Origin of the sequence: Marinicrinis sediminis (assembly GCF_042685085.1) — a bacterium.
Lineage (GTDB): Bacteria > Bacillota > Bacilli > Paenibacillales > KCTC-33676 > Marinicrinis > Marinicrinis sediminis.
In genome coordinates this window covers 84,517-109,709 of the sequence record NZ_JBHUMM010000014.1, presented here as the reverse complement: position 1 = coordinate 109,709, position 25,193 = coordinate 84,517, and the positions used below count along the sequence as shown (strand labels likewise).

At 47.9% G+C, this 25,193-nt stretch carries 21 protein-coding genes and 1 tRNA gene; 4 read left to right on the top strand and 18 right to left on the bottom strand.

Annotated elements, in window-relative coordinates; genetic code table 11:
- Positions 1-249: 249 nt before the first annotated feature.
- Entirely contained in the window at positions 250-1,272 is a 1,023-nt protein-coding gene (locus tag ACFSUC_RS08780) for a LacI family DNA-binding transcriptional regulator (protein WP_379929257.1), read from the bottom strand.
- A gap of 991 nt (positions 1,273-2,263) precedes the next feature.
- On the opposite strand from ACFSUC_RS08780, the gene ACFSUC_RS08775 reads away from it, so the two are divergent.
- Positions 2,264-2,920 carry a transcriptional regulator gene (locus ACFSUC_RS08775; protein WP_379929173.1) on the top strand — a complete coding sequence of 219 codons (657 nt, stop codon included), beginning with the start codon at positions 2,264-2,266 and terminating at the stop codon, positions 2,918-2,920.
- Between the two features lie 591 nt (positions 2,921-3,511).
- Here the strand turns inward: ACFSUC_RS08775 and ACFSUC_RS08770 are convergent.
- Together ACFSUC_RS08770 and nrdR are read right to left on the bottom strand one after the other, a co-directional pair.
- A tRNA-Ala gene (locus ACFSUC_RS08770) sits at positions 3,512-3,584 on the bottom strand.
- A gap of 81 nt (positions 3,585-3,665) precedes the next feature.
- Positions 3,666-4,142, bottom strand: coding sequence for a transcriptional regulator NrdR (gene nrdR / locus ACFSUC_RS08765; RefSeq protein WP_379929172.1), 477 nt, complete (start codon positions 4,140-4,142; stop codon positions 3,666-3,668).
- Positions 4,143-4,282: 140 nt separating this feature from the next.
- On the opposite strand from nrdR, the gene ACFSUC_RS08760 reads away from it, so the two are divergent.
- Positions 4,283-4,492, top strand: coding sequence for a small, acid-soluble spore protein, alpha/beta type (locus tag ACFSUC_RS08760; protein ID WP_379929171.1), 210 nt, complete (start codon positions 4,283-4,285; stop codon positions 4,490-4,492).
- Positions 4,493-4,579: 87 nt separating this feature from the next.
- On the opposite strand, the gene ACFSUC_RS08755 is transcribed toward ACFSUC_RS08760, so the two are convergent.
- The 5 genes from ACFSUC_RS08755 to polA all read right to left on the bottom strand — a co-directional run bounded on the left by ACFSUC_RS08755 (position 4,580) and on the right by polA (position 10,233).
- The gene (locus ACFSUC_RS08755) at positions 4,580-5,170 is read right to left on the bottom strand and encodes a lytic transglycosylase domain-containing protein (protein WP_379929170.1); all 591 of its coding nucleotides are present in this window, start codon (positions 5,168-5,170) and stop codon (positions 4,580-4,582) included.
- A gap of 45 nt (positions 5,171-5,215) precedes the next feature.
- The gene (gene coaE / locus ACFSUC_RS08750) at positions 5,216-5,815 is read right to left on the bottom strand and encodes a dephospho-CoA kinase (protein ID WP_379929169.1); all 600 of its coding nucleotides are present in this window, start codon (positions 5,813-5,815) and stop codon (positions 5,216-5,218) included.
- Between the two features lie 46 nt (positions 5,816-5,861).
- Complete coding sequence (locus ACFSUC_RS08745; protein ID WP_379929168.1) at positions 5,862-6,623, bottom strand: MntP/YtaF family protein; 762 nt, start codon at positions 6,621-6,623, stop codon at positions 5,862-5,864.
- An 84-nt stretch (positions 6,624-6,707) separates the two neighbouring features.
- Positions 6,708-7,535, bottom strand: coding sequence for a DNA-formamidopyrimidine glycosylase (gene mutM, locus ACFSUC_RS08740; protein ID WP_379929167.1), 828 nt, complete (start codon positions 7,533-7,535; stop codon positions 6,708-6,710).
- A 55-nt stretch (positions 7,536-7,590) separates the two neighbouring features.
- Positions 7,591-10,233, bottom strand: a complete 2,643-nt coding sequence (gene polA, locus ACFSUC_RS08735) for a DNA polymerase I (protein ID WP_379929166.1) — start codon at positions 10,231-10,233, stop codon at positions 7,591-7,593.
- 94 nt (positions 10,234-10,327) lie between these two features.
- Here polA and ACFSUC_RS08730 point away from each other — a divergent pair, with 94 nt between their 5' ends.
- The gene (locus tag ACFSUC_RS08730; protein WP_379929165.1) at positions 10,328-11,134 is read left to right on the top strand and encodes an HAD family hydrolase; all 807 of its coding nucleotides are present in this window, start codon (positions 10,328-10,330) and stop codon (positions 11,132-11,134) included.
- Here ACFSUC_RS08730 and ACFSUC_RS08725 read toward each other — a convergent pair.
- The 9 genes from ACFSUC_RS08725 to ACFSUC_RS08685 all read right to left on the bottom strand — a co-directional run bounded on the left by ACFSUC_RS08725 (position 11,129) and on the right by ACFSUC_RS08685 (position 20,226).
- Positions 11,129-13,357, bottom strand: coding sequence for a GGDEF domain-containing protein (locus tag ACFSUC_RS08725; protein ID WP_379929164.1), 2,229 nt, complete (start codon positions 13,355-13,357; stop codon positions 11,129-11,131). The genes ACFSUC_RS08730 and ACFSUC_RS08725 overlap by 6 nt on opposite strands.
- Before the next feature lie 155 nt (positions 13,358-13,512).
- Entirely contained in the window at positions 13,513-13,941 is a 429-nt protein-coding gene (arsC, locus tag ACFSUC_RS08720) for an arsenate reductase (thioredoxin) (protein ID WP_379929163.1), read from the bottom strand.
- Between the two features lie 36 nt (positions 13,942-13,977).
- Positions 13,978-15,270 carry an arsenic transporter gene (locus ACFSUC_RS08715; RefSeq protein ID WP_379929162.1) on the bottom strand — a complete coding sequence of 431 codons (1,293 nt, stop codon included), beginning with the start codon at positions 15,268-15,270 and terminating at the stop codon, positions 13,978-13,980.
- A 12-nt stretch (positions 15,271-15,282) separates the two neighbouring features.
- Entirely contained in the window at positions 15,283-15,627 is a 345-nt protein-coding gene (locus ACFSUC_RS08710; RefSeq protein ID WP_379929161.1) for an ArsR/SmtB family transcription factor, read from the bottom strand.
- A gap of 153 nt (positions 15,628-15,780) precedes the next feature.
- Positions 15,781-16,443: a phosphate signaling complex protein PhoU gene (gene phoU, locus ACFSUC_RS08705; RefSeq protein ID WP_379929160.1), complete on the bottom strand. Its 663-nt coding sequence runs from the start codon at positions 16,441-16,443 to the stop codon at positions 15,781-15,783.
- 81 nt (positions 16,444-16,524) lie between these two features.
- Positions 16,525-17,280, bottom strand: a complete 756-nt coding sequence (pstB, locus tag ACFSUC_RS08700; protein WP_379929159.1) for a phosphate ABC transporter ATP-binding protein PstB — start codon at positions 17,278-17,280, stop codon at positions 16,525-16,527.
- Between the two features lie 46 nt (positions 17,281-17,326).
- Positions 17,327-18,196 carry a phosphate ABC transporter permease PstA gene (gene pstA / locus ACFSUC_RS08695; protein ID WP_379929158.1) on the bottom strand — a complete coding sequence of 290 codons (870 nt, stop codon included), beginning with the start codon at positions 18,194-18,196 and terminating at the stop codon, positions 17,327-17,329.
- Positions 18,196-19,122, bottom strand: coding sequence for a phosphate ABC transporter permease subunit PstC (pstC, locus tag ACFSUC_RS08690; RefSeq protein WP_379929157.1), 927 nt, complete (start codon positions 19,120-19,122; stop codon positions 18,196-18,198). The genes pstA and pstC overlap by 1 nt, the downstream gene beginning before the upstream one ends.
- A 120-nt stretch (positions 19,123-19,242) precedes the next feature.
- Positions 19,243-20,226 (bottom strand): PstS family phosphate ABC transporter substrate-binding protein, encoded by a 984-nt coding sequence (locus ACFSUC_RS08685; RefSeq protein WP_379929156.1) that lies wholly within the window; start codon positions 20,224-20,226, stop codon positions 19,243-19,245.
- A gap of 480 nt (positions 20,227-20,706) precedes the next feature.
- Here ACFSUC_RS08685 and ACFSUC_RS08680 point away from each other — a divergent pair, with 480 nt between their 5' ends.
- Positions 20,707-22,743: a methyl-accepting chemotaxis protein gene (locus ACFSUC_RS08680; RefSeq protein ID WP_379929155.1), complete on the top strand. Its 2,037-nt coding sequence runs from the start codon at positions 20,707-20,709 to the stop codon at positions 22,741-22,743.
- 134 nt (positions 22,744-22,877) lie between these two features.
- On the opposite strand, the gene ACFSUC_RS08675 is transcribed toward ACFSUC_RS08680, so the two are convergent.
- Complete coding sequence (locus ACFSUC_RS08675) at positions 22,878-25,139, bottom strand: FAD-dependent oxidoreductase (RefSeq protein ID WP_379929154.1); 2,262 nt, start codon at positions 25,137-25,139, stop codon at positions 22,878-22,880.
- Between the last annotated feature and the right edge of the window lie 54 nt (positions 25,140-25,193).

The window sequence follows — 25,193 nt, the reverse complement described above, 5'->3', positions numbered from 1 at the left end:
TATAGAATTCGTAATAAATGTAAACGCTTAATTGAGACCGGTTGCAAAATGTTATAAAAAAAATTGAGATGCTCGACACTCTCCTTGTACCGTCCGGCTTGCTTATCCCTTGCCAATGTCTTGCTTGTCTTGCTTGCCTTGCTGCCTTTTCTGCCTTTTCCGCCTTTTCCGCCTTGCTTACCTAACTTGCAGGGAGCTGGAGCAGGGCTGTTTCCCATGACAGAAAACAAGCACGCTGCTGCGCTCAAACTATTTCCGTTTGGAACTACTGCGAATGACGAGATCTGGCTTGCGGACAACGGCTTTGGTTGACATGTCATCTTCGGCAATTTGACTGGCAAGCATCTCCACAGCCGTCCGGCCTATCCATTCAAAATGCTGGCTGACCGTTGTCAACGGGGGCCTCAAATGCCTGAAAAAGTCGGAATCACCAAATGTCACAATCGACATACGCTCCAGTAAATCTGGTCTTTCGTCGGACAAATAGTTAATACATGACATCGCCATCACTTCATTAGACAAGATAACAGCACTTGGTTCGTGCGAGGTAAAATAGGTACGCATAAAATGGTAGCCCGTTTCCATGTCAGTCGGTGTCTTGACGATGTAATCATCCCTAAATGACAATCCCGCTTCTGCAAATGCTTTCTTGAATCCGGTTATTCGATCAATGTTGTGAGAAAGGATCTTCTGGCTCCGCACTTGCCCTACCATCAGACGAATATCTGTATGGCCCAGATCAATCAAGTGCTTGGCTGCGATGTAACCGCCTTCAATATTGTCTGTTCCCACGTAACTCTCATCTGCGGATTCATGGTGCTTCCCGATGAAAATATACGGAATGCCTTGCTGAATCAAGAGTTCATTCAGATCGATCTGAATGGTAGACCCGAGAATAATAAATCCGTCTACCGCATGCTTGCGAATCACTTGCTCATAGGACTTGTAATCGTTATCTACGGAGGTGATCATCAAGATGTTGTAGCCCAGCTCCTCGGCATACGTTGTGATGCCTTTCAGAATCGTTGGAAAGGACGGATTCATCACGACATCGCTGATTTGCTGCTCCGATACGACAAACCCGATAATGTGGGATTTGCCTGAGGCGAGCGAACGTGCGGCGAAATTCGGACTGTATCCCAAGGTGTCAATCGCCTGCAGCACTTTCTGCTTCGTCTTTTCTTTTACATCATTGGAATTGTTCAATACTCTGGAAACCGTAGATTTGTGCACTTTGGCTAGTTCTGCAACATCCTTAATCGTGACTTTCATTGTCTTCAACTGCTTTCCATCCAACTTGAAACTGTTTTAGTAAGCTTTCTTGAGTTCATTATAGGGCATGCTTCAAATTTTTGCAACCGGTCTCAGTGAATTTTTTCATATTATTTTGGATTTTACGTTTTCATTGCTTAACCTTTCACTCCTGTCATTTCTTTATGCAGCACCGCCAAACCTTCATACAAAACGTTTTAATCTTCGTCACATTTCCAATCCGATCTTTCATCAAAATGTTTTAATCCTAATCACATATCCAATCCAATCTTTCACCAAAATGCTTTAATCCCACATATCCAATCATTCAGCAAAATGTTTTAATCCTTGTTACGAATTCTCTTCCACCTCCTACACGAGTACAATAGCAAATGTGTACACGAGCATTCGAGTACATTGGCATACGTGTACACGAGCATTCGAGACATTTATTATATTTTATTCAATCCATTACCTCATTATTTTCGACTATGCTATACTGTTAATTGGACATCTAAAAGAAATAACGGTGTGAAGAACATGCCGCTTTAATACGATGCTTTGAATTAGAAGCATTCAGGTATTAAAGCGGCTTTTTTATATACATTGATGAATGACGAAATGCGAACTACAGTATCTCATTTTACAATTTCTTTTATTGAATAAAGTATTCCGATTTTCGAGTTAAGAATTTCGTCATATTCATCAATGCGATTTTTTAGTTATAATTTTTGATTTTTAACTTAGGTATCATGATTTTCAAGTTAATTAATTCCGCTTTTTTAATGTTTAAGCATCCTGTTTTTGAAATGAGAATTTGTTTTTCAAAAAATAAGCATTACAAATTATCAATTGAGATTTCTTTATTGAAGAAGAAGTAAGGTTTATGCATTTAACGTTGGTACATTTTGGTACAAAGATTGGCATTGAGATTTGAATTAATCATAAATCATTCATCAATGAAGAACACCGATTTTGAGAATTACAAAAAATTACGAAGGTGGGTGCAATGATGAGCGCACTATTCGAAAAGCAGTATGATGAATGGTTAGAAATGCATATAACTAACGAAAAAAATCCCAGACGTAGAGAAATACTAAAGAAAGGCTTGAGTCACGGAACCGTTAAATTTCTGCAATCCATTTGGTTCCCCACAATTGGAAACCTGAGCAACTTGTATCCTGAATATGAAGTTCGTGACCTAAACAATAGGTATCGTTATCTGGACCTAGCTTACATGCCAAATGGCACAAAAGGTTGTATCGAAATTCATGATTATCGCAGTCACGCCCGAGATGTTGATACTAGTCGCTTTAAGGATTTATGTATGAAACAAGCTATGCTGGTCCTGGATGATTGGTATTTTCTTCCGATTGCCTACTTATCTATTCGTGATGATCCGGAAGTGTGCAAGCAATTGGTACTGTCATTTGTAGGTAAGTTTTTATCCATTGATATTTCTTTGAAATTAACCTGGGCTGAAGCCGAGACCATTCGATATGCACGCAGGGTCATGCGAGCATTTGAACCTCGTGAGCTTGCTGAACACCTGCTGCTTTCAGAGAATCGAACCAGAGTTGTCTTACGATCTTTGTTGGATAAAAAACTACTTTTTGTAGCGAGTGGTATACAGAGATACCGCACATATCAGTTAAACGACTCATTCTAAAGGTTGCTACAACGGTTATTCATCTTAATAGCCGTGTAATTAGTTTTAAGGGTTGCTGTAGCGCTTAATAGTGTGAAATGGGCTTTAATAATACAAATGTAAGTAAAATAACAACACTCACAACCGTTAGAAAATAATTCGTTATAAAACAAGTACAATAAGCTCCATGAGAACCGTTAGCGGTGGCTTTATTGGGCATCAACTCATCTATGCACCAACAAGCAGCACTCCTTGAGCATTAACTCATCTATGCACCAAAGTAGCTGTATACCTTGAACATTAAATCGTCAATCCACCATTAAACAGTACAGTGCAGCATACAACAAAACAAAAAAACCGCAACTTCGCGCCAATGCGGTTGCGGTTCTTAATTTAGCAATTTTTGAAGGTTTAGAACTTTTATTTGAAGGTTTAGAACTTTGAAGCTTTTGATGTTTTTTGAACTTTTGAAGTTATAGAACTTTCTTTGAGCTATTAGAGCTTTTGAAGCTTTTAAAACTTTCTTTGAGCTTTTAGAACTTTCTTTTAGCTATTAAGCTTTTTGAGCTCTTGAATTTTCTGAGCTTTTTAGAGCCTTGGAGTCATAATTTATGGAGCCAAGGGGGATCGAACCCCTGACCTCTACGCTGCCAGCGTAGCGCTCTCCCAGCTGAGCTATGGCCCCGAATTGTAACCTGCTGTTGTTGTGTTTTCTTTACCTTTTCTCAAGGACAAGATTTATCTTAACAGAGGGGCCCATCAACTGTCAAGCATCTTTTCCGCCCAATTGATTCCGGCTTAACAGCATGTTCAATTCCTTCATAAACATGTTAATATCCTTGAATTGACGGTAGACAGAAGCAAAGCGCACATACGACACTTCATCTACTGGATACAGCTGTTCCATGGCCAGTTCACCCACGACACGGCTGTCGATTTCAGCATGAGCGGTCTGACGAAGCTGCTGCTCCACTTCAGATACAATCTGCTCCAGCGTCTCCACCGAAACGGGACGCTTCTCACAGGCGCGAATGAGTCCGCGCAAGATCTTCTCCCTGCTAAACTCTTCACGGCTGCCGTCCTTTTTGATGACAATCAGCGGCGTTTCCTCGACCATTTCGAAGGTTGTAAACCTGCGCTGACATTCCTCGCATTCCCTGCGACGGCGAATGGATTTGTTATCGTTTGCCGGCCTCGAATCCAGCACTTTGGTGCCGTTATGATCACAGTATGGACATCTCATCTTTTTTCTCTCCTCTGTATCTGTCGTTCATCGTCTGTTTGACACGTTAAAGGGTTGAAACAATTACCAAGAAAAAGAGGTAATGAAGTTCACGATATCGTTACATAATAGAACTACCAACGTCAAGGAGGTGAGACAACATGACAAGAACAAACGCATTGGTCGTTCCTCAAGCTACTGGAGCGCTGGATCAACTGAAATACGAAGTGGCTCAGGAGTTGGGGATCGCAGTTCCTCAAGACGGCTACTATGGTAACATGGCGACTCGCGACACTGGAGCCATCGGTGGTCACATCACGCGTCGCCTGGTACAAATTGCTGAACAGCAATTGGCAGGTCAATACAAGTAATCCCAAGAAGCAATCACCGGAATACGTGTACACTCATCACATGCAAGGCATAGCTGCTATCTAATGCAGCTATGCCTTTCGTTTCGTTTACAGCTCATAGAGGTCCTCATATTTCTTGTAATAGTACAGCACCCTCTGAATGTAGTGCCTCGTTTCTCCAAAGGGAATGTCGGCTATGCGGTCGGCTTCGCCAGACCAGGTCTGCTGTTCCAGCCATTTGATTACATTGCCGGGTCCCGCATTGTAGGCACCTGCCACTAACGCTATTTTATCATATTTATCCGGTGTCTGAACGCCGGTCTGCTTCATAAGCAATCTTTGCAAATACGCCAAATACCAGGCCCCTAGATCAATATTGATATCCGGTCTATGGAGGCTTGACCGGTCCAGGTGCACATGATGCTGCTGGGCGATCCATTCGGCGGTTTGCGGCATGAGCTGCATCAGGCCTGTTGCTTCTTTCGCAGACAGCTTGTCCGGATCATAATTACTCTCCACCCGGATCACCGCAGCGACGAACAGGGGATCAATATCATGCTGCTCGCTGCTAATGACGATATCCGATTGATAGGAAATGGGATAGAGCATTCTTCCCAGCCAGTGGGATTTATAAAAAAGGGCAATTAGTAGTACAATAAGCAACAGGAGATAAAAACGCTTTTTCAGAAAAAAACTCATTGCTCAACCCGCCGGGCCGCGTTCCTCATCGTAACAGGCCCCTTTCTATATCTTTGGTTTCCATTCATTCAAATATGCGATCACTTGCTCTCTCGTCTGGACCAATGTCCCCTGATTATCAATTACGAAATCTGCCCGCCGCTTCTTCTCCTCAATCGGCATCTGTGCCTGTAATCGCTGTCTGGCAGCCGCTTCATCCAGGCCATCCCTGTCCATCAGCCGTTTCAGCTGCAAGGTGGTTGGTATGTACACAACCATAACGTTTTCAAACAGATGCACCAGATCAGATTCATATAACAACGGCACATCCACCACCACCAATCGATTTGGATCGGCCTGTTCCAGTTCTTCCATTCTCGCTTTCATCAGAGCACGAATGGCAGGATGCATGATGTCCTCCAGTGCCTTTCTCGCCTGATCATCCTGGAATACGATCTTGCCCAGCTCCTTGCGCTTCAATGAACCGTATTCATCCAGGATATCCGCTCCAAATCGTGCTTCAATCTCCTGCAGGACAGAGCTGCCAGGGAGAACAACTTCCCTGGCGATCTGGTCCGCATCGACAAGTACGGCGCCGCCTTCAACCAGCATGTTTGCCACCGTGCTTTTTCCGCACGCGATTCCGCCTGTTAAACCTATATTCATCTCGATTCCGTCTCCTTGTGCTTGAGTTGTTAGACCTACCGCACCCCTACAGCAATTTCATAATGCCAAGCAGAATCAAGATGCATCCAGGGAGCAGGGACATTTTCTTCATCCAGGCCCACCCTGCGCACCAGCTACCTAGTCTTAAGCCGAGACTGACAAACATGCCGCTGGCAACCGCGATGCACAAGGATGTAACCCATGGTGTCAATCCAATTAGGGCCGCACCAATGCCTGCACCGAGCGCGTCCAGGGAGAGGGCCACTCCGAGCCATGCTGCCTCCGAAGCGGAGATGCGTCCAGAACGATCGATGTCTGCCGCAGACGGCGTTTTCAGGATGTCAATGACAATCCCCAGCTTCTTGATTTCGATGTGCAGCAAGGGCAGCGGCGACAGTGGGGTCACGGAAGAGGTGGTCACCACTGGGGAGCCCCCCCGTTCCAGCTTCTTGCCCGACTCCTCGTTCATGCCTGAATTTCGCTCTGATTGATCGCGACCGGCGCTGTCGGCGCTGCCGTCCGGCCACTGCGCATCTTCCCTTTGCCAGAACAATTGAGCAATGGCATAACAGCCGATACCAATCAGAATGACACCGCCGAATGCTTTGGCTGCAGCAGGCGAAATCCATTGTAGCAACCATGTTCCCGCCAACATGGACAGATAAATCACCAGACCTGAGAACAGACAAATAATGATGACAGACAGTACAGGAATGCGAATTTTTCGAAGTCCATACATCATACCTGCGCTGAAGCCGTCCAGACTGACAGCCAGTGCAAGGATGCCAATGGAGATCCAAGTAGCCATACCGCTCTCCCTCCTCAACCCATCATATGGGCGATTGGAAAGAACGGTGAATCCTCTATTCGTCTAGGCGTGCAAATGTGCAGGCTACAAGGGCTGACAATTCAGACAGACATGAGTCCCACGTCCGGCTACGACCGATTTCTCAATGACCTGTCCGCAGTGGTGGCAGGGCTGATTCTTGCGGCCATATACGCGAAGTTGCTGTTGAAACATGCCCATCTCGCCCTGTCCGTTCACATACGATTTAATGGAAGATCCGCCTTGATCAACGGCCGTTTGCAGCGTGGTCACGATCGCCTCATGCAGCCGGACCAGTTCTGCCTCCGTCAGTGTATCGATCGTACGTTCTGGATGCAGCCGAGCCGTGAACAGAGCCTCGTCCACATAAATATTCCCCAGTCCTACGATATATGCCTGGTTCAGCAGAAAGGCCTTCAATCTGGTCGATTTATTGCCGATGACCTGCTGCATCGCCTTCACTGTAAAGGTATCGTTCAACGGTTCGAGACCCAGCTTATGGAGAGGGGCATGCAGAAATTCCTCGCCCTTCCCGAAAATGTGCATCGTGCCGAACTGCCTGACATCGCGATACCTTAACTGCAAGCCATCTGTAAATGTAAATTGCACATGCGTGTGCTTCTCAACCGGCTCATTGACCGGATACACCCCATAACGTCCTTCCATACGCAAATGACTGACCATCACATAATGGTCCATCACAAAGCGCAGAAATTTGCCTCTTCGCTCAACGCCATGAATGGTTTCTCCCTGCAAAATCATACAAAACTGCTCTATATCCGCCGGACGCTGAATGATCCGGGCCAAATTGACTTGTACATGTTCAATTTTTTTACCGGTCACGAGTTGATTGAGTGTTCTTCGGACCGTTTCAACCTCTGGTAATTCTGGCATTTTCACTTCACCCCATTCTATTATATCGAAAAATGAGGAGGGGAGGAGCCAGAAATTATTTCGCCTCGTACCAATCTTTTCCTGTGCTGATCTCGACCTTTAACGGAACTTCAAGAGGCAATGCCCCTTCCATCGTTTCCCTCACGATCTTCTTCATCAGCTCTACCTCATCAGGCGGTACTTCGAACACAAGCTCATCGTGCACCTGCAACAGCATGCGGCTCTTCACGCCTTCCTGCTCCATCCGCTCCATCATCTGCACCATCGCCAGCTTGATAATATCGGCAGCCGTGCCCTGAATCGGGGTATTCATCGCGGTACGCTCAGCAAAAGAGCGCTGATTAAAATTCGATGCGTTAATCTCGGGCAGATTACGGCGGCGTTTCAGAAGGGTCGAGACATGTCCGTTCTGCTTGGCTTCCTTCACAATCTCATCCATGAACCGCTTCACGCCTTCAAACACATTGAAATACTGTTCAATGAATTGGGCCGCTTCCTTACGTGTAATGCCTAGATTCTGCGACAAGCCGTAATCGCTGATGCCATACACAATACCGAAATTAACCGCCTTCGCTCTCCGTCTCATTTCCCCATCCACTTCGTCCGCCTGCACGCCGAATACATCCATGGCCGTCTTGGTGTGAATGTCCTGATCCTGCTGAAAGGCCTCCATCAGCTTCTCATCCTTGGAGATATGGGCCAGAATTCGCAGCTCGATCTGTGAATAGTCGGCAGCCAGAATCGACCAGTCCGGCTCCGAAGGCTTGAATACCTTCCGAATCTTGCGGCCTTCCTCCAGTCGAATTGGAATGTTCTGCAGGTTCGGATATTGACTGCTGAGGCGTCCAGTCGCGGCGATTGTTTGACGATAGTAGGTGTGAATTTTGCCGGTTTCCTCGCGAATTTCCTTGAGCAGTCCCTCTATATAGGTCGATTGCAGTTTGCTGATTTGTCTGTAATAGAGCAGATGCCCGATGATTTCATGATGGGGCTCCAGCTTTTCAAGCACTTCTGCATCTGTTGAATAGCCGGTTTTCGTTTTCTTGACTACAGGCAGTCCGAGCTCTTCAAACAATATCTCACCGAGTTGCTTCGGTGAATTCAGGTTGAATTCACGCCCAGCCAGCTCGACAATTTTGGCCTTCACCTCAGCGAGCTTGGCTGTCAGCTCCTTGCCATAGTCCTCCAGCTCTTCCCGGCTCACCTTGACCCCTGTCAACTCCATGGTCGCCAGTACACCGGATAAAGGAAGCTCGAGATCATAGAACAGCTCCTTCATCTCCAGCGTTTCGATGTGTTCCTTCTGCTTGTCTGCCACCCGCTTCACCGTCAGTGCCTTGCGTCCGATATGCTCAGCCAGCGTCTGGCTATCTGGCAGTTTGAACTTGGCTCCCTTTCCATATACCTCTTCATCAGCAGGCAGGGAAGGAATACCGTATGCGTCTGCCAGCCCCTTCACACTCGGGTCTCCCTGCGTCGGATCAAGCAGATATCCGGCGAGCAGCACATCAAACTGGACGCCCCTTGTATCCAGGCCAGACCAGGCCAGCGCAAGCTGGATGCGATGTGCGTCATACGTCGTCTTGGACAGTTCTCCCTCGCGAAGCCAGGCGGCAAGCGGTTCTCCCTCTGGCGTGCTCAGCATCTCGGGACGGACGAAATAACAGACATCCTGACATGCGAATGCCATTCCGACTACCTCACCGTTATGCGGATTATCTCCGATCACCTCGACGTAGAACGCTTCAATCTCATCCAGTCTGGACACGAGTTTGTCCAGGCTGTCTTTTTCCACGATTTCCACGGGAACGGACTCCTCGCCAACCGGTTCTCCGGATGCTTTCAGCTCCATTTTCTCCAGCAGCGACTTGAATTCCATCCGCTTGAACATCTCTGCCAGCTTCTCTTCTTCATAACCGTTGTAAGCCAGTTGGTCGACGGCCAGCTCCATCGGCACCTCACGGAATATGGTCGCCAGTTCCTTGCTCATCTTGGCGTCATCGGCATGCGCGGCCACTTTTTCCTTCATTTTACCTTTTAGTTCTTCCACATGATTCAGCACTTCCTCGACCGAACCATATGCATGCAGCAGCTTCAGGCCCGTCTTTTCCCCTACACCGGGAATGCCCGGAATATTGTCTGAGGAATCACCCATCAACCCTTTCAGATCAATGATTTGCAAGGGCTTTAGTCCATACTTCTCCTCGATGGTATCGGGATCATATTTCTCCATCTCGCTGATCCCTTTGCGCGTCAGACCAATCGTCACTTGATCGGACGCCAGTTGCAGCATATCCTTGTCCCCGGTGACCACCAGCACTTCCATCTGCTGTTCATCAGCCTGTTTGGTCAGGGTGCCGATGATGTCATCTGCTTCATATCCGTCCAGCTCAAATTGCTGAATGCCAAAAGCCGTCATCAGCTCCCGGATGAGCGGAAACTGCTCGGACAGCTCTGGCGGTGTCTTGGCTCGTCCGCCTTTGTATTCTTTGTAATCCGCATGGCGAAACGTAACTTTCCCCGCATCAAAAGCGACGAGAAAATGTGTGGGCTGTTCATCTTCAATCAGCTTCAGCAGCATCGTCGTGAATCCATACACCGCGTTGGTATGTACGCCCTGACTGTTGCTAAGCAGGGGCAGCGCGTAAAACGCCCGATTGGCAATACTGTTTCCATCTACAATAATGAGTTTACTCATCTCAATTTTACACCTCAAATCACATGGCCTCATATTCCCTTTCATCATAGCATAAGATAGAAGGAACAGGAAAATACAGGAGGCCGAATGCATCATGTGCGCACAGCAGCTCTTGCGAAACAAGAAAGTATTGTTTTTTGACGTGATGGGTACGTTAATTGATCCGGAGAAAACTTTCGAGCATGCCCTGAAAGACAGCTATGAAGACTTTACAGCAAGACTGGACGGGGCCATGAGCAGTTCGGACTTTATGAACGCATATCGCAAGCGGTATACACGATTCTCCCAGCGTTATCGCAGCAAGAAGAAGCAGAACCGATCCGCTTCCGCTAACCAGAAAAGAGCCGCACACGCACAGCCTGTCACCAAACGGCAGCTGCGCCTTCGAACCCTGCATGCCCTGCTCTCTTCCTCTTCCCTCCCCTTCGATGCCTCATCCCGTGAAGCATTTGTCCAGTATGTACGGAAAAATCAGCGCCATCACTACACCCTCTACCCCGATGTAGCCAAAACCTTTGATCAGCTTGCCAAGCGATATACGATCTGCCTGATCAGCAATTCACACCCCATTTCCGTGGAACAGCTCGGACTCCATTCATGGGTATTGTCTACTCGAGTCTTCACGGCCAAACAGAGCGGATTTCGCAAGCCTGCCCGTGAAATGTATCAATATGCCCTCAAAAAAAGCGGCTATCACGCAGCGGATGCCGTTATGATCGGGGATTCGAAACGGAATGACATCTTCGGGGCTACCCGTGCCGGGATCGATGCCATCTGGATTCAGAGGGAAGACAGACAGGCAGGGGGCAAAGAGGGAGACAAAAAAAAGCGTACGAAGAAGATCGGCAATGAGCACATTGTGATCGTTCGTACACTTTCTGCGTTACTGGATTGGCTATAACCTTGCTTCGCCCAGTTTGTCCATATAATAGACGCTGCCCGGATGGGATTTTGCTTTCTTTTTCAGTCGCGCCGCTTTTTTGGATATTTCATCCGGCGTAACCGGAACCTCGCTCTCCACCACGACCAGGGACAGGGATAGACGAACACCCTGCGCCTGAATGCAGTTCCCTTCCCGATCGACGACCTGACAGATTTCCTCGCCAAAATAAAAACCCTGGATATTCGCATCAAAGCGGCGAATCATCTCTTCACATAGCTGCTGTGCATGCTCGGTTGAGGAAATGACAATAAAGTCATCGCCCCCGATATGACCCACAAAATCATCTGGGTTGCCCAGTACATTCACCGCTTGCTGAATCATGTTCGCCGTGTACTGGATCAACTCATCTCCCCGCTGAAAGCCGTAACAATCATTGTACCATTTGAAATAGTCCAGATCGGCATAAACGACCGAAAACGGCTGATTTTGCTGAATGATATACTGATTCAATTCCCGCTGAATCAACTGATTGCCAGGCAGACCTGTTAACGGATTGGCTACCTTGGCATGCTCCATTCTCACATTCGTGATACACTCGAGGATCGAGCGGATGGAAGCAACCCCTTTTAGCTTGCCGTGAGACGTAATAATGACGTAATCGTACAGCTTGGCATTGTCACGGGACATCGCGAGCTGCGACACTTGTTCCACCGAGAGCTTCTCATCCACCACCAGCGGATAGCTATCCATGAGCTGTGTAATGGAACGATTCCAGAAGAGCGAGACCCCGTACTGTCCCGCCAGTTGCTGGAACAACTTTTCCTTCATAATGAGACCCACCGGCTCTTCGCCCCTTACAATGACGGCCCCTTGCTCATCAGCTTGCTGCCTGAAATGATTCGTTACTTTGGATACGGGATCAAAATGGGAGAAAGACGCAATCGGAGTGGCCAGATCACCAATGGACCACAAGCTTTCACTGGCGTTGCGCCGTTGCTCTTGAATGATATGATGCCCCAGCTCAGGCGCGATGTCTATAATTTTCGGATTCGGTCTGCCCAGCAGGTACCCTTGAGCGAAATGGACACCCATGCGCATCAGCTTGTCCAAATCCGGATATTCTTCAATGCCCTCTGCGATAATCCGTATGTTCATTTTTTGAGCAAAGGTCACGAGCGTTTCCAGTATGTATTCCTTGATTTTGTCCTGGTGTATGCCATGAATCAGGGAACGGTCCACCTTGATAAAGTCCGGATGCAGCTCGGCAATGGCTTCGAGGGATGAGTATCCCGCACCCGCATCGTCGATCGCAATCTGATAGCCTTGCCTACGGTAATGATGCAAGATCCGCTTTACTGTCGAAAAGTCCTCGATCGAGCTTCGCTCTGTAATCTCAAACACCACATTTTGCGGCAGTATGCCTCTCTCCTCCAGAATTCGCAAAGTCTGACCGGGAGTAAACTCCGAATCATGAATGACATTGGCTGGTATATTGATAAAAATCTTCTGTTCTTTCTTCAAACCGTGGCTGCCGAGGATCGCCGTTTCCCTTGCCAATCGGTCCAGCATATGCAGGCATCCCTGCCGTTCAGCATAATCAAACAGTTTCAACGGCGATTCAAAAGGGCTCCCTTTCGGTCCCCTGGTCAATGCTTCATATCCAAATTCGACTCCATTGGTCAAAGACACGATAGGCTGATACACGGACTGAATCCGCTTTTCTTCCATAATGGTGCCAAATGCCAGAGAAAGAGTATGATGCTCTTCATTTCGCGACGTCGTTCTCGCTTCACGAATTACCTTTTTCATTGCGGTATAAATCATGGAGTCGATGCCTGTTTCCGGCATGGATTCCACCACCGTACTGCCTGTATGTAGCGTAATGTCAGGCTGATCCCCATACATGTGTCTTAATCGATGCTCGACCTTGAACTTGATCAGCTTGGACCAGTCCATGATCCATTGATGTGCATTGCTGCCGTCGAGGTCTGACAGATTGACATAAATAAACACATCATCACTGACCTGATTGACGGCAAAGATAGTTGGAAATTCGGTTTTCAGTTCAGAAGCAACCTCACGCATCGATCTGACAATCTGCTCACAAAATCCCCGTCCATACTCCCGTTCAATCTCTGACATTCCGGAGATATCGAGGGAAATCAAACCCATTCTACCTTGCTGAAGCTGTTTGCTCACGATATCTGTAAAGTGGGTATCAAATGGGCGCAATTGTATCATGGCTCATTCACCTTCATCATATTTCGACATCTTTCTATTTGTATTGTATCAGGCTGACCGTCGGAATAAGTAAAGAGCTTGTAAATTCAATGTTAAAAATATGTAAAAAAAAGAAGAGGCGCCTTCACCTCTTCCCTCTTCTTCACGTCTGACGATCAGTTGCCTGTGTTCACAAATTGTGTGATTCTCGCTTTGATGGCGTCCCGCACTTCACGGAACTGGGCCATGATCTCTTCTTCCGTTCCGGTTGCCTTTGCCGGATCATCGAATCCCCAATGCCATCTCTCGGCATGATCATTTCTCACGGCCGGACAATGATCGTTGGCATGACCACACAACGTAATGATATAGTCGGCTCTTTTCAGAATGTCTTCATTTATCACGTCCGAGCTGTTCGCGGAAATATCTACACCGGCTTCCTTCATGACCTGTACGGCGCGAGGATTCAGACCGTGAGCTTCCAGACCTGCGCTTCTCACCTCATATTGCTCGCCGCCAAGCTCTTTCAGAAATCCGTCTGCCATCTGGCTGCGACAGGAGTTTCCTGTACATAAGAAGTATACACATTTTTTGCTGGTTTCCATTTTGAATCCACTCCCTGTTGACTTTTTGGTGTACCGCTACGTAATTAGCAGCAGCCATGAGTATAACCCGACCAGCGTGATCAGCAAGGTCGGGACCGTCAAGATGATGCCTACCTTCAAATAATATCCCCACGTTATGCGCACACCCTTGCGCGACAGCACATGCAGCCACAACAGGGTAGCCAGGGACCCAATCGGGGTAATTTTGGGTCCGAGATCAGAGCCAATCACATTGGCATAAATAAGTGCTTCCCGTACGGCTCCTGTCGTATTCGTCCCTTCAATCGCCAACGCATCAATCATGACGGTTGGCATATTGTTCATGATGGAGGACAGAATCGCCGCAAGAAAGCCCATACCCACTGTGGCGGCAAACAATCCCTGATCGGCCATCTTCTGAATCCAGTCTCCCAGCGTATCCGTCAGGCCCACATTTTTCAATCCGTACACGACCACGTACATGCCAATCGAGAACACGACCACCGACCATGGCGCATCCTTGATGATTTTTTTCGTCTCCACTTGCTTGCTTTGCTCGGCAAGCAGAATGAAGATCAAGGCGACTGCCCCTGCGATGATCGAGACCGGAATCGCCACGAATCCGCTGATGATGTAGGCTGCCAGCAGGATGCCCAGCAAGTACCACGACAGCTTGAACAGTCTGCGGTTCTTGATGACTTCCTCAGGCTTCTTCAGCTGCTCTACATCATAGCGTGCCGGAATCTGCTTGCGGTAAAACACATACAGAACAGCCAGACTGGCCAGCAGTGAAACCAGGCTTGGCACGACCATGCGCGTGGCATATTCTACGAAATCGATGCCGAAGTAATCTGCAGACACAATGTTCACCAGATTGCTGACAATGAGCGGCAAGGATGTCGTATCGGCGATAAAGCCACTTGCCATAATGAAGGGCAGCACCATGGTATCCGGAAACTTCAACGCTCTCACCATCGCCAGCACAATCGGCGTCAGGATCAATGCGGCTCCGTCGTTGGCAAACAAAGCGGCAACAGCCGCCCCCAGCAGGATCACGTACACGAACATGCGCGTCCCGTTTCCTCCGGCAAAACGCGCCATATGAAGCGCCGACCATTCAAAGAATCCGATGTCATCCAGAATAAGCGAAATAAGAATAATGGCCACAAAAGCCAGTGTGGCATTCCAGACGATGCCTGTGACCGTCACGACATCATCCAGACTGACAACCTGGAACATAAGTGCGAGCAGAGCGCCAGCTGATGCCGACCAGCCAATATTCAGTCCTTTGGGCTGCCAGATGACAAATACGAGCGTAAGCACAAAGATGGAAATCGCAATCCAGATCATAGAAGCCTCCATTTAGCAGCAGTTAACCGGGGTAATCTGCTTCATTTTTTCTTCTTGTGATGGCAAATGAGTCAGCACGTCTTGCAGATGAGGCTGATCCGTCAGGGAATAATAAATCCATTGCCCTTTTCGCTCTTCTTTCACAAGACCTGCATCTTTCAGTTTGCGCATATGCTGGCTGATGTTCGGCTGACTTGTCTGCAGCGCTTCAACCAATTCACACACACACATCTCCCGTTCCTTGAGCAAAGCGACAATGGTCAATCGATTGCGGTCACCCAGCAACTTGAACAAATCTGCCCATTGGGCTAATTCAGCTAAATCAGCTAATTCCGTCTGCACGATTTCCTTCTCCATCTGCATCATCCCCTCTTATTCATTTATTTTCTCAAAATCAATTATATAAGTCAATGATTATATAATGATATGATTATATATGGGGTTAAAACAAGTGCCTCGACCGTTTCCAGTAAGCTGAATGTTGCCGAGGCACTTGTTTGCTTATTGACATTATTGATTCAGATCAATTCGTTCGTTGCGAACTAGATAAACGACACTCTCACCGATATTAGTAGCATGGTCGGCCATACGCTCCAGATAGCGGCTCACAAAGCAGAGCAGCATGGACTGGTTGACCGTCTTCGGATTCTCCACCATAAATACAAACAGTTCACGCATAATTTGACTGTGAAGCTGATCGACCTCATCATCCATTTTCGCCATTTTATAAGCGAGGTCTACATTCTCATCGATATAAGCGGTGATGCTTTCATTTGTCATCAACTGAACAATTTCTGCCATTCTCGGAATATCCACAAGTGGCTTCACCAGCGCTTCTCCCTTGATCCGCTGTGTCACCTTCGCAATATCTACAGCAAGATCCGCCATGCGCTCCAGATCACTGGCCATTTTAAAGGCAATCAGAATTCTTCTCAAATCCTTGGCAACAGGCTGCTGAGTCGCGATTAGCGTCGTTCCGATCTCATCGATGCGATCTTCCATCTTGTTGATTTCCGGGTCCTGATCGATGATGCGTTGCGCCAGTTCCAAATCTCCGCTGCGAAGCGCCTGCACGGAATTGAGAATCGCTTCCTCTACTTTCCGACCCATATCAATGATCGCTTCGCGAATTTCCTTCAGCTGTCCGTCAAACATTTGTCTATTTGATGGCATGCGCATTACCCCCTCTATCCGTTTCCTTCATTATGTTAATTCTGCAAAATATCCGATAACCCTTTCCATGACATGGATCACTTATCCGAATCGTCCGGTAATGTAATCCTCCGTCCGCTGATCTTCCGGATTGGAGAACAGATTGACCGTATCGGCAAACTCCACAACCTCACCGTTCAGGAAGAAGGCCGTCTGATCGGATACACGTGCAGCCTGCTGCATATTATGCGTGACGATAACAATGGTATAGTCTTCCTTTAACTCTTGAACAAGCTCTTCAATCTTCAGCGTAGAGATCGGATCAAGTGCAGAAGTCGGTTCATCCATGAGCAGAATTTCCGGATTGACCGCAAGTGCGCGTGCAATACAGAGACGCTGTTGCTGTCCGCCTGACAGTCCATAGGCAGACTTTTTGAGATGATCCTTTACTTCTTCCCACAACGCTGCACCGCGCAGACTCTTCTCCACCAGCTCATCCAGCTCGTTCTTGTTGGAAATGCCGTGGATGCGGGGCCCGTAAGCGACATTGTCATAAATGGACTTTGGAAAAGGATTGGGTTGCTGGAACACCATCCCGATTTCCTTGCGCAGCAGCTCGACATTGACGTTAGGGTCATAAATATTCGTCCCCTTGATATTGACCTTGCCTTGAATGCGAATGCCCTTGATCATATCATTCATGCGATTCAATGTACGCAGAAGCGTCGATTTCCCGCAACCGGACGGTCCGATAAATGCCGTGATGGACTTCGGCTTGATTTTCATATCTACATCCTTAAGCGCATGAAAATCTCCGTAATATAAATTCAGTTTCTCAATATCAACTATCGTAGACATCCTGCTACCTCCTATAACAAACCTGAGTGGGTTCTAAATGATTCCTTTATTTCCTTTGAAATTTGTTTCGCAGGAAGATGGCAATGGCATTCATGCCAAGCAATACGATCAGCAATACGATAATTCCCGCACCGGCCACATGGTGGAAGTCCGGCTTCGCCTGGGCTGCCCAGGTGTAGATCTGAATCGGCATAGTCGTAAATTTATCCATCACACTGCTAGGCGTACTGGCGATATAGGCCGCCGCACCGATGACGATCAGCGGGGCCGTTTCCCCGATTGCGCGAGACAGAGACAGGATCGCACCTGTCAGAATACCCGGAAAAGCCGACGGCAACACTACGCGAACGATCGTCTGCCATCTGTTTGCGCCAAGCGCAAAGGATGCATGACGCTGGGATGAAGGAATCGCACGAATCGCTTCCTGGGAGGCGACGATAATAATCGGCAGGATCAGCAAGGTCATGGTGAGGGCACCAGCCAATACGCTAGATCCGAAGCCAAACACGCGAACGAAAATAGTCAAGCCGAGGAGTCCGTACACGATAGACGGAACGCCTGCAAGATTGGAGATGTTCGTCTGAATGATTCGGCTCAGCTTGGTGTCTTTCGCATACTCTTCCAGATAAATCGCAGTGGACACCCCGATAATAAAGGTAAGTGGAGCGGTAATGCTCATCATCCACATCGTACCCACCAGTGCCGCTTTAATACCGGATTTTTCCGGTTTACGGGACGAGAAGTCGGTGAGGAATTGCCAGTCCAGCCATCCCCAGCCCTGGATTAAGATCTGTATCAACAATAATGCCAATGCTACAACCCCAAATAAAGTCGAGGCGAGGAAGACGCCATGAAAAATCGTATTGGTCAGCTTCCGTCTCAGTATCCGTTTCTCCATCGCTTTATTTTGTTCCATTATTGATATTCCTCCCTAAACTTCCTGGAGATATAGCCGGCAATAATATTCATAATGAGGGTAAGCACGAATAACGTAATCCCGACTGAGTAGATCGTCAAGTATGGTACCGATCCGTATGTGGTATCACCGGAGCTGACAGACACGATGTAAGCCGTCAAGGTTTGCACACTTTCCAGTGGATTGAATGACATGTTCGGCGTCAAACCTGCCGCCACTGTCACGATCATGGTTTCTCCAATCGCTCTTGAAATACCGAGTACGAAGGAAGAGACAATCCCTGAAAACGCAGCCGGCACGACAATTTTTATCGCGACTTCCAGCTTGGTCGATCCAAGTGCGTAGCCTGCGTCACGCAAGGAACGCGGCACAGCATTCATTGCATCTTCACTGAGTGAGGAAATCATCGGAATAATCATGACCCCGACGACCAGTCCTGCACTGAGGGCATTGAACATCATCGTCTGCGGGAACAATTCTTTTATGATAGGAGTGACAAAGGTCAAAGCGAAAAAACCGTATACAATAGTAGGGATACCGGCCAGTATTTCGAGTACCGGTTTCAAAATCGTACGAATCTTATGCGGTGCATATTCTGACAAATAAATGGCGCTTCCAAGTCCGATCGGAATCGCCACAATACAGGCGATGACCGTGATGAGGAACGTACCAACAACCAGGGGAAGCACCCCGAATGCCTGCTGATCTCCTCCGAATAACGGGGTCCATTTCGTGCCGGTAATGAAATCCCAAAATGGCACGACTTCAAAAAAGTGATACGCTTCCGTCACAAGGATCAGGACAATCCCAATCGTGGTCAAAATGGAGAGTCCAGCGAACAATGCCAACACGACAGGCATATAGCGGTCACTAGAATACAGTTTCTTTTTCCTTTTAAAATCCGATGCTGCTACCTTATCCGCCATCGATTCAAATGCCTCCTGCCTAAAAATATCGATAACCGTGACGAAATGCGGCACACGTTGTGCCGCATTTCACCCACGGTAACTGCCTACACTATATAGTGTATGAAGTTTAGGTTTGAATTATTGTACATGCTTCAGGTTTTCGTTGATCAGGTCTTCACCGAGTGGAACATAACCCACTTCTTCCACAAGCGCCTTACCTTCTTCGCTCATGTAGAACTTGATGAATTCTTTAATTTCTGGACGCTCCAGAACTGATTTCTTCGGATAAATGTAAACTTCACGGGAAAGTGGTGCGTAGGAACCGTCCGCGATCGTTTCAAGCGTTGGAGATACAAAGTTGTCTGCTCCCGTATTCTTGATCGCTACAGAAGCAAGGGAACCTTGGTTCTCCAAGTAGTAAGCAAATCCGAAGTATCCCATTGCATATTTATCAGATGTTACACCTGTAACCAATACGTTGTCATCTTCAGAAGCCTGGTAGTCTTCACGGGACACTTTCGCTTCGCCATTGATTTCTTCTGTGAAGTATTCAAAAGTACCGGAAGCTGTTCCTGGACCATATAGATGAATATCTTCTTGTGGCCAGCTAGGATCTACATCGGACCATTTCTCTACTTTGCTGTCCTTTTCCCAGATCATTTTCAGTTGCTCAACTGTCATTTCCTTTGCCCAGTCATTCTCAGGGTGGATGACCACTGTGATGCCATCATACGCTACTGGCATTTGAACCGCTTCTTCTCCTTTTTCCTGGAGACCCGCTACTTCTTTGTCCTTGATTTTACGGGAAGCGTCCGCGATATCGATTTCACCTTCGATCAGTTTCGCGAATCCATTGGAGGAACCGGAAACATTAACCGTTACATCTACATCCGGGTAAGCTGCCATAAATTCTTCGGCTACAGCCTGGGATACCGGATATACCGTGGAAGAACCATCAATCGTGATCGAACCGGAGACGTCGGTATTTTCTGATTGTGCTCCGCTGTTGTTGTTCGTGTTGTTCGCAGCACCATTGTTGTTTCCGCCGCAAGCTGCCAAAGAGGTTGCAAGCACGACAGTAGAAAGAATGATAGACCCCTTACGAATGAACCCTTTAAACAAAATGACCACTCCTTGATTTTTTTGTTTAGCATTTCGCCTTACAAGTTAAATCATACAGGCCTATTGTTTTCGGAAGTTTAAACAATTGTTAACGGAGTGTAAAAAATACTCTATCATTGTAAAACCTTTGTGTCGAATGATAGATTCCTCGCCTTTATTCGAGTTTATCCAGCATCCAACTTCCTTGTCCCACATGGGTTCCCGCACACTTCATCATTGTAAAATGATCGAGCAGTCGCCAGAAAATATGTAAGGATCTTTATCGTTGACTGAATGGCTGTTTGTACATGACCACCCCTTCATGATTCATTTCATTGGTTGTCCTTCCTCTATACCTGTCTGAACGCCAGGCAAAAAACCTATCTTATTGTATCAAGTTTCGTCAAGAATTTACACCCTTTTTACAAATTCCGACGACTCGCTTAACACGAGCTCACTATTATAATAGATAGATTCGATATAAGAAGGGAGAAAAGCATAATGAAAAAAATGCTTTCCTTAACGAAAAAGAGCTTGCGCCCCCATTCAAGCATCTGGCGTCGTCTCCACCCCACTAAAAGCACCTTGAATCGTCTCCACCCCGATTCAATCAGCCTGAAGACCAAGCTATTTGTGACCTTTGGTTTCATTATAGCGGTCTTTGCGGTCATGGCCTGGTTCAATACGCAGCAGGTCGAGGATATCCAATCTCAAATACATACGCAAAATGAGCAGGTAGACAAGAAAATCATGGCCATGCAGCTCAAGGAGCTCGTCCAGGAGATGGACATGATGACCGCAGAGGTGATAATTTCTCGCAATCTGGAGCTCGTGTCCGAATTCGACAAAAAGAAATCGCAGCTGACCCAGTATGTGGAACAAATCGGAGAAACCTCAACGACGCGGGATCAGCGAAAGTGGCGGGCGATGCTGAAGACGGTATCCGTTGAATTCGCAGATCAGTTTGACAAAGCGGTGAAGATTGCGGAAGAACCGACAAGCGATGAACTTGGCAAAACGAAGAATCTTCAAATGACCTATGTCATGAGTCAGGCTCACAAAACCCGTATTTTTGAACTGGTCAACCATTATTATGATGATTACGCTGCTGCAGCTGATGCGGCTGTATTAAGCTCCGCTGCCGAGCTCGACCAAACGATTGCCTTCACTTCTATCTCTACACCGATCGTCGTCGTCTTTACCATATTGGTGGCACTTCTACTCATCCGTGCCCTGATCAAGCCTATCCAGCGCATTCAGCAGGTAGTGCGCAAAATATCGGAAGGCGATCTGCGGCAACTGATTGCATCCAAGCGCAAAGATGAACTCGGAAAACTCAGCGACAGTGTCGATCATATGATCCTGCAGGTGCGTGACATGCTCGGACATACCCAGCTCATTGCTTCCTCACTCTCTGATCACTCGCAAAATTTCAAAGGATTTTCCAAAGAAACGGCTTCAGCCAATCTGGACATCCTTCGTGCGATCAACGAAATTGCATCGGGAGCTGATCAACAGGCTTCCCGCACAGAAGAAAGCGCTCAGTTTATCCATGAATTAAATCAAGAACTGGACACCATTAACCAGGCGACAGACACCATGAAAGCAAGTGGCGACTCCGCCATTGTACATACGACTCAAGGGATGGAAACCATGACATCTCTGCAAGAGGCAGCGGACCAGTCCAAAGACAGGCTCAATCAGGTGACGAGCTCTCTGGAACAGTTAAGCGAGAAAATGCGACAAATCGGGGATATTACACTGACGATCACGGATATTTCTCATCAAACCAATGTGCTCGCCTTGAATGCATCGATTGAAGCTGCCCGTGCCGGCGCTCATGGCAAAGGATTCTCCGTCATCGCGGAGCAGGTGAGACAGTTGTCCAGTCAATCTAAAATGGCCTCCAGTCACATTGCAGAACTGATCGAAGACTTGCAGGAGAAGATGAACATACTGGAAGAAAACATGGGTGTCACCGGCAAGACGATGTTGAATCAGGATACCGCCGTGAAAGTCACCCTGGAAGCCTTTGAAACCATCCGGAGCTCAGTGGAATCCATCTATGATCAAATCCGTCAGATCCATCGCCAGGCAACGGATGCCAAGACAAAGAATCTGAACCTTGTTCATTCGATTCAAATGGTCGCCGGTATCGCGGAAGAAACCGCAGCCGGAGTCGAGGAAGTCAGCTCCACCTCGTTTCAGCAAAATGAATCCATTCAGCACATTGCGGTGCAAGCGGATGATATCCATGAACTCGCCATTCAATTATTTGAACAGATTCAGCGATTCCAGGTGGATCAGCAAGATCTCGATCGTGTAGAAGCGGAGATGAACGATTCCAGGAATCATGCACTTGAATCCGGCGAAACAATGATGGAAGCCTCTAATCCAGCTTCTAGGGACATGTCGATTGAAGAAACAAAGGAAACAATTCCAGATGCGCTGACCTCAACGGAAAGCCGCCCAAATCATGCTCAATATGAAAACAAACCTGCCAAGCAAAAAGAAGAAAAGCCTCTCGTTCATACCTGATATGCATGCTCTGCATCTCACACAAAAAGGAAGCTGGAAGGTCACCATCCCCTTCTGCTTCCTTTTATTATTGAATCTTTTACAAGCTGTCACCCTTGTCAAGCATCACCCTACATGAGAAAGTGTCCAGAACATTAGCTATAAACCGCCATTTCGATCAGCTCGGCGTGCGGACTGCCGTTCGTCTGTTCAACCACGACTCTTAACCGGCGGGTTGCACAGGCATCCGGCAAACGGTGTATCTGCTTGCGCTGACGGTTGTCCCGCACGGTCAGAAGCTGAAGCCACCGGTCATTCACATAGGCTTCTATCCGATAATCCCTGACCAATTCAGGAATGACCTCAAAGGGGGTACGATGGTGATGTAAATTGATCAAGTCTTCATTCACATCATCATTGAAAGTCAGATGAATGTCACGAATAAGCTGTTCCTGCTCCCAGCTCAGCATGATCCACTGCTCGCCATGTTCCTGAATTGGAAGGGACAACCACATATGCGGACCGCCGTACGGTCTGAGGTAGCCGTCTATCCCCTTTTGCGGAGTGAAGGCTTCGGTCTCTCCCCTTGTCGAAATACAGAATGTATGACGTACCAGACCTCTCATGCTCCACTGCACGATCAGTTGATCATCGGGACGATCCTCCAGGCTTTTGGCGGCAAGGTGCTTGGCTTCTTTTTGGAAGCAGAGCATGCCGGAATGCGGCTGCTGCGATACGTATAGAGAGAGCGCCTCATTTTGGCGTATGATCACAAATGCATTTTGCGCCTCATCCGGTGTCCACTTGCAAGGCAGCGATACCAACTGACGGGTACCCTTTTCGATCGTATACGTCTCGGTGAGAATGTGCTCGGTTGGCACATAGTTCTCCTTCTTTCCTGTCCCCCACACTTCCAGTCGCAGGGTGGACTGCTCCTTCGCATCTACGAGGATATCCAGACCGTGAAAGCCTGGATCGACAGGCAGGATGATCCCGATGTCATGCGATAACGGGTACGCCTTGCTGTCTGTCCGATCCAGCGTATCAATCGCAGTGAGACAGGAGGAAGCTTGAACAGAAGCCCGCTGGGCCAGGTTAAGCTCATGTCGGCTCGGCAGGCCAATCAACGCCGCATCCATTTTCAGCATCTCTTGTTGCAGATCCTGCATATGCTCCTGATATACCTCGCGCGGAGAGAGCTCGTGACGGACACTAAAGGCTGCCCCGGCACCAGCGGCTTCCCCTATCACCGCACAGGTCGCCATGACGCGGGTCGTGCCGAATGCGACGTGCGTGGCGCTAATGTCTCTGCCGGCAAACATCAGATTGGATACATTGGCGGAATACAAGCTTCTAAACGGAATATGATATATACCATCAGCATGCATATGCTTCGAACCGCTTTCCTCCGCGTACATGCCTTGTGGCGGATGCAGATCAATTGACCAACCACCGAAGCCAATACGGTCATCGAACGGTTCCTGGGCCAAAATATCGTTCTGGTTCAACACATAATCCCCTGTGAATCTGCGATATTCCCGCTTTCCAGGTACCGCTCCCACCCACTCTAGCGTCATCGTTTCCGAATCAAATCGACCCGAGTTCTTAATATAGTCCCAGATGCCATAGATCACGGACCACAGTTCATCACGAATACGCTCGTTTTCGTAAACGGTATCCAGTTCTCCTCCCCATTCGATCCACCAGTAATGACAGCCGGAATCTCCGCTGCGGATGACACGCTTGATCGGAATCGGGGTCTCGTTAATGTCTTTGGCAAAGGCAGGGGGGACGAACTTCACGGGATGACCCGCATCCTTCGTATAAAACAGGATCGTGCTGCCCAGCGTAATCTCATCCCCCTGCTCGGGCGCCCACATCTCCTGATACTCGTGCTGTGCTTCACGGCCCAGCCGGAACTTGGCTCCTGCCAGAAATCCGATCAGCCCGTCTCCTGTGCAATCCAGAAACATGCTGCTCTCGAAGCGAATGCGTCGTTCTGAAGCCATCATCCATCCGGTTACCGAGTGAATGACCCGCTGCCCATCCTTGCCAGCCTGATCCGCTTCCACTTCTTGCACATCGGTATTCAGAAACAATTCAATATTGGGTTCGGCTTTGACCTTTTCCAGCACCACCAGGTCCCAAATGTACGGATTCCCGTCGGGATTGCGATACTGATTCTCCACGAACAGTTCACCCATAATCCCCGTTTCTCTCGCATAACGGTTAATGCCGTGCGCGGTAGCGCCACACACCCATACCCGCACCTCACTGCTGGCATTGCCGCCGAGTACAGGTCGATTCTGGACAAGTGCAACGGTACAGCCCGAACGCGCGGCAGCTACAGCGGCGCAAACTCCTGCCAGACCCCCACCTATCACCGTGATATCTTTGTTTACGGTTTCCTCTCTCATGCCGGTCACTCCTTATCCATTTCAAATATGAAGGAACATGTATCCGTTCCAGGC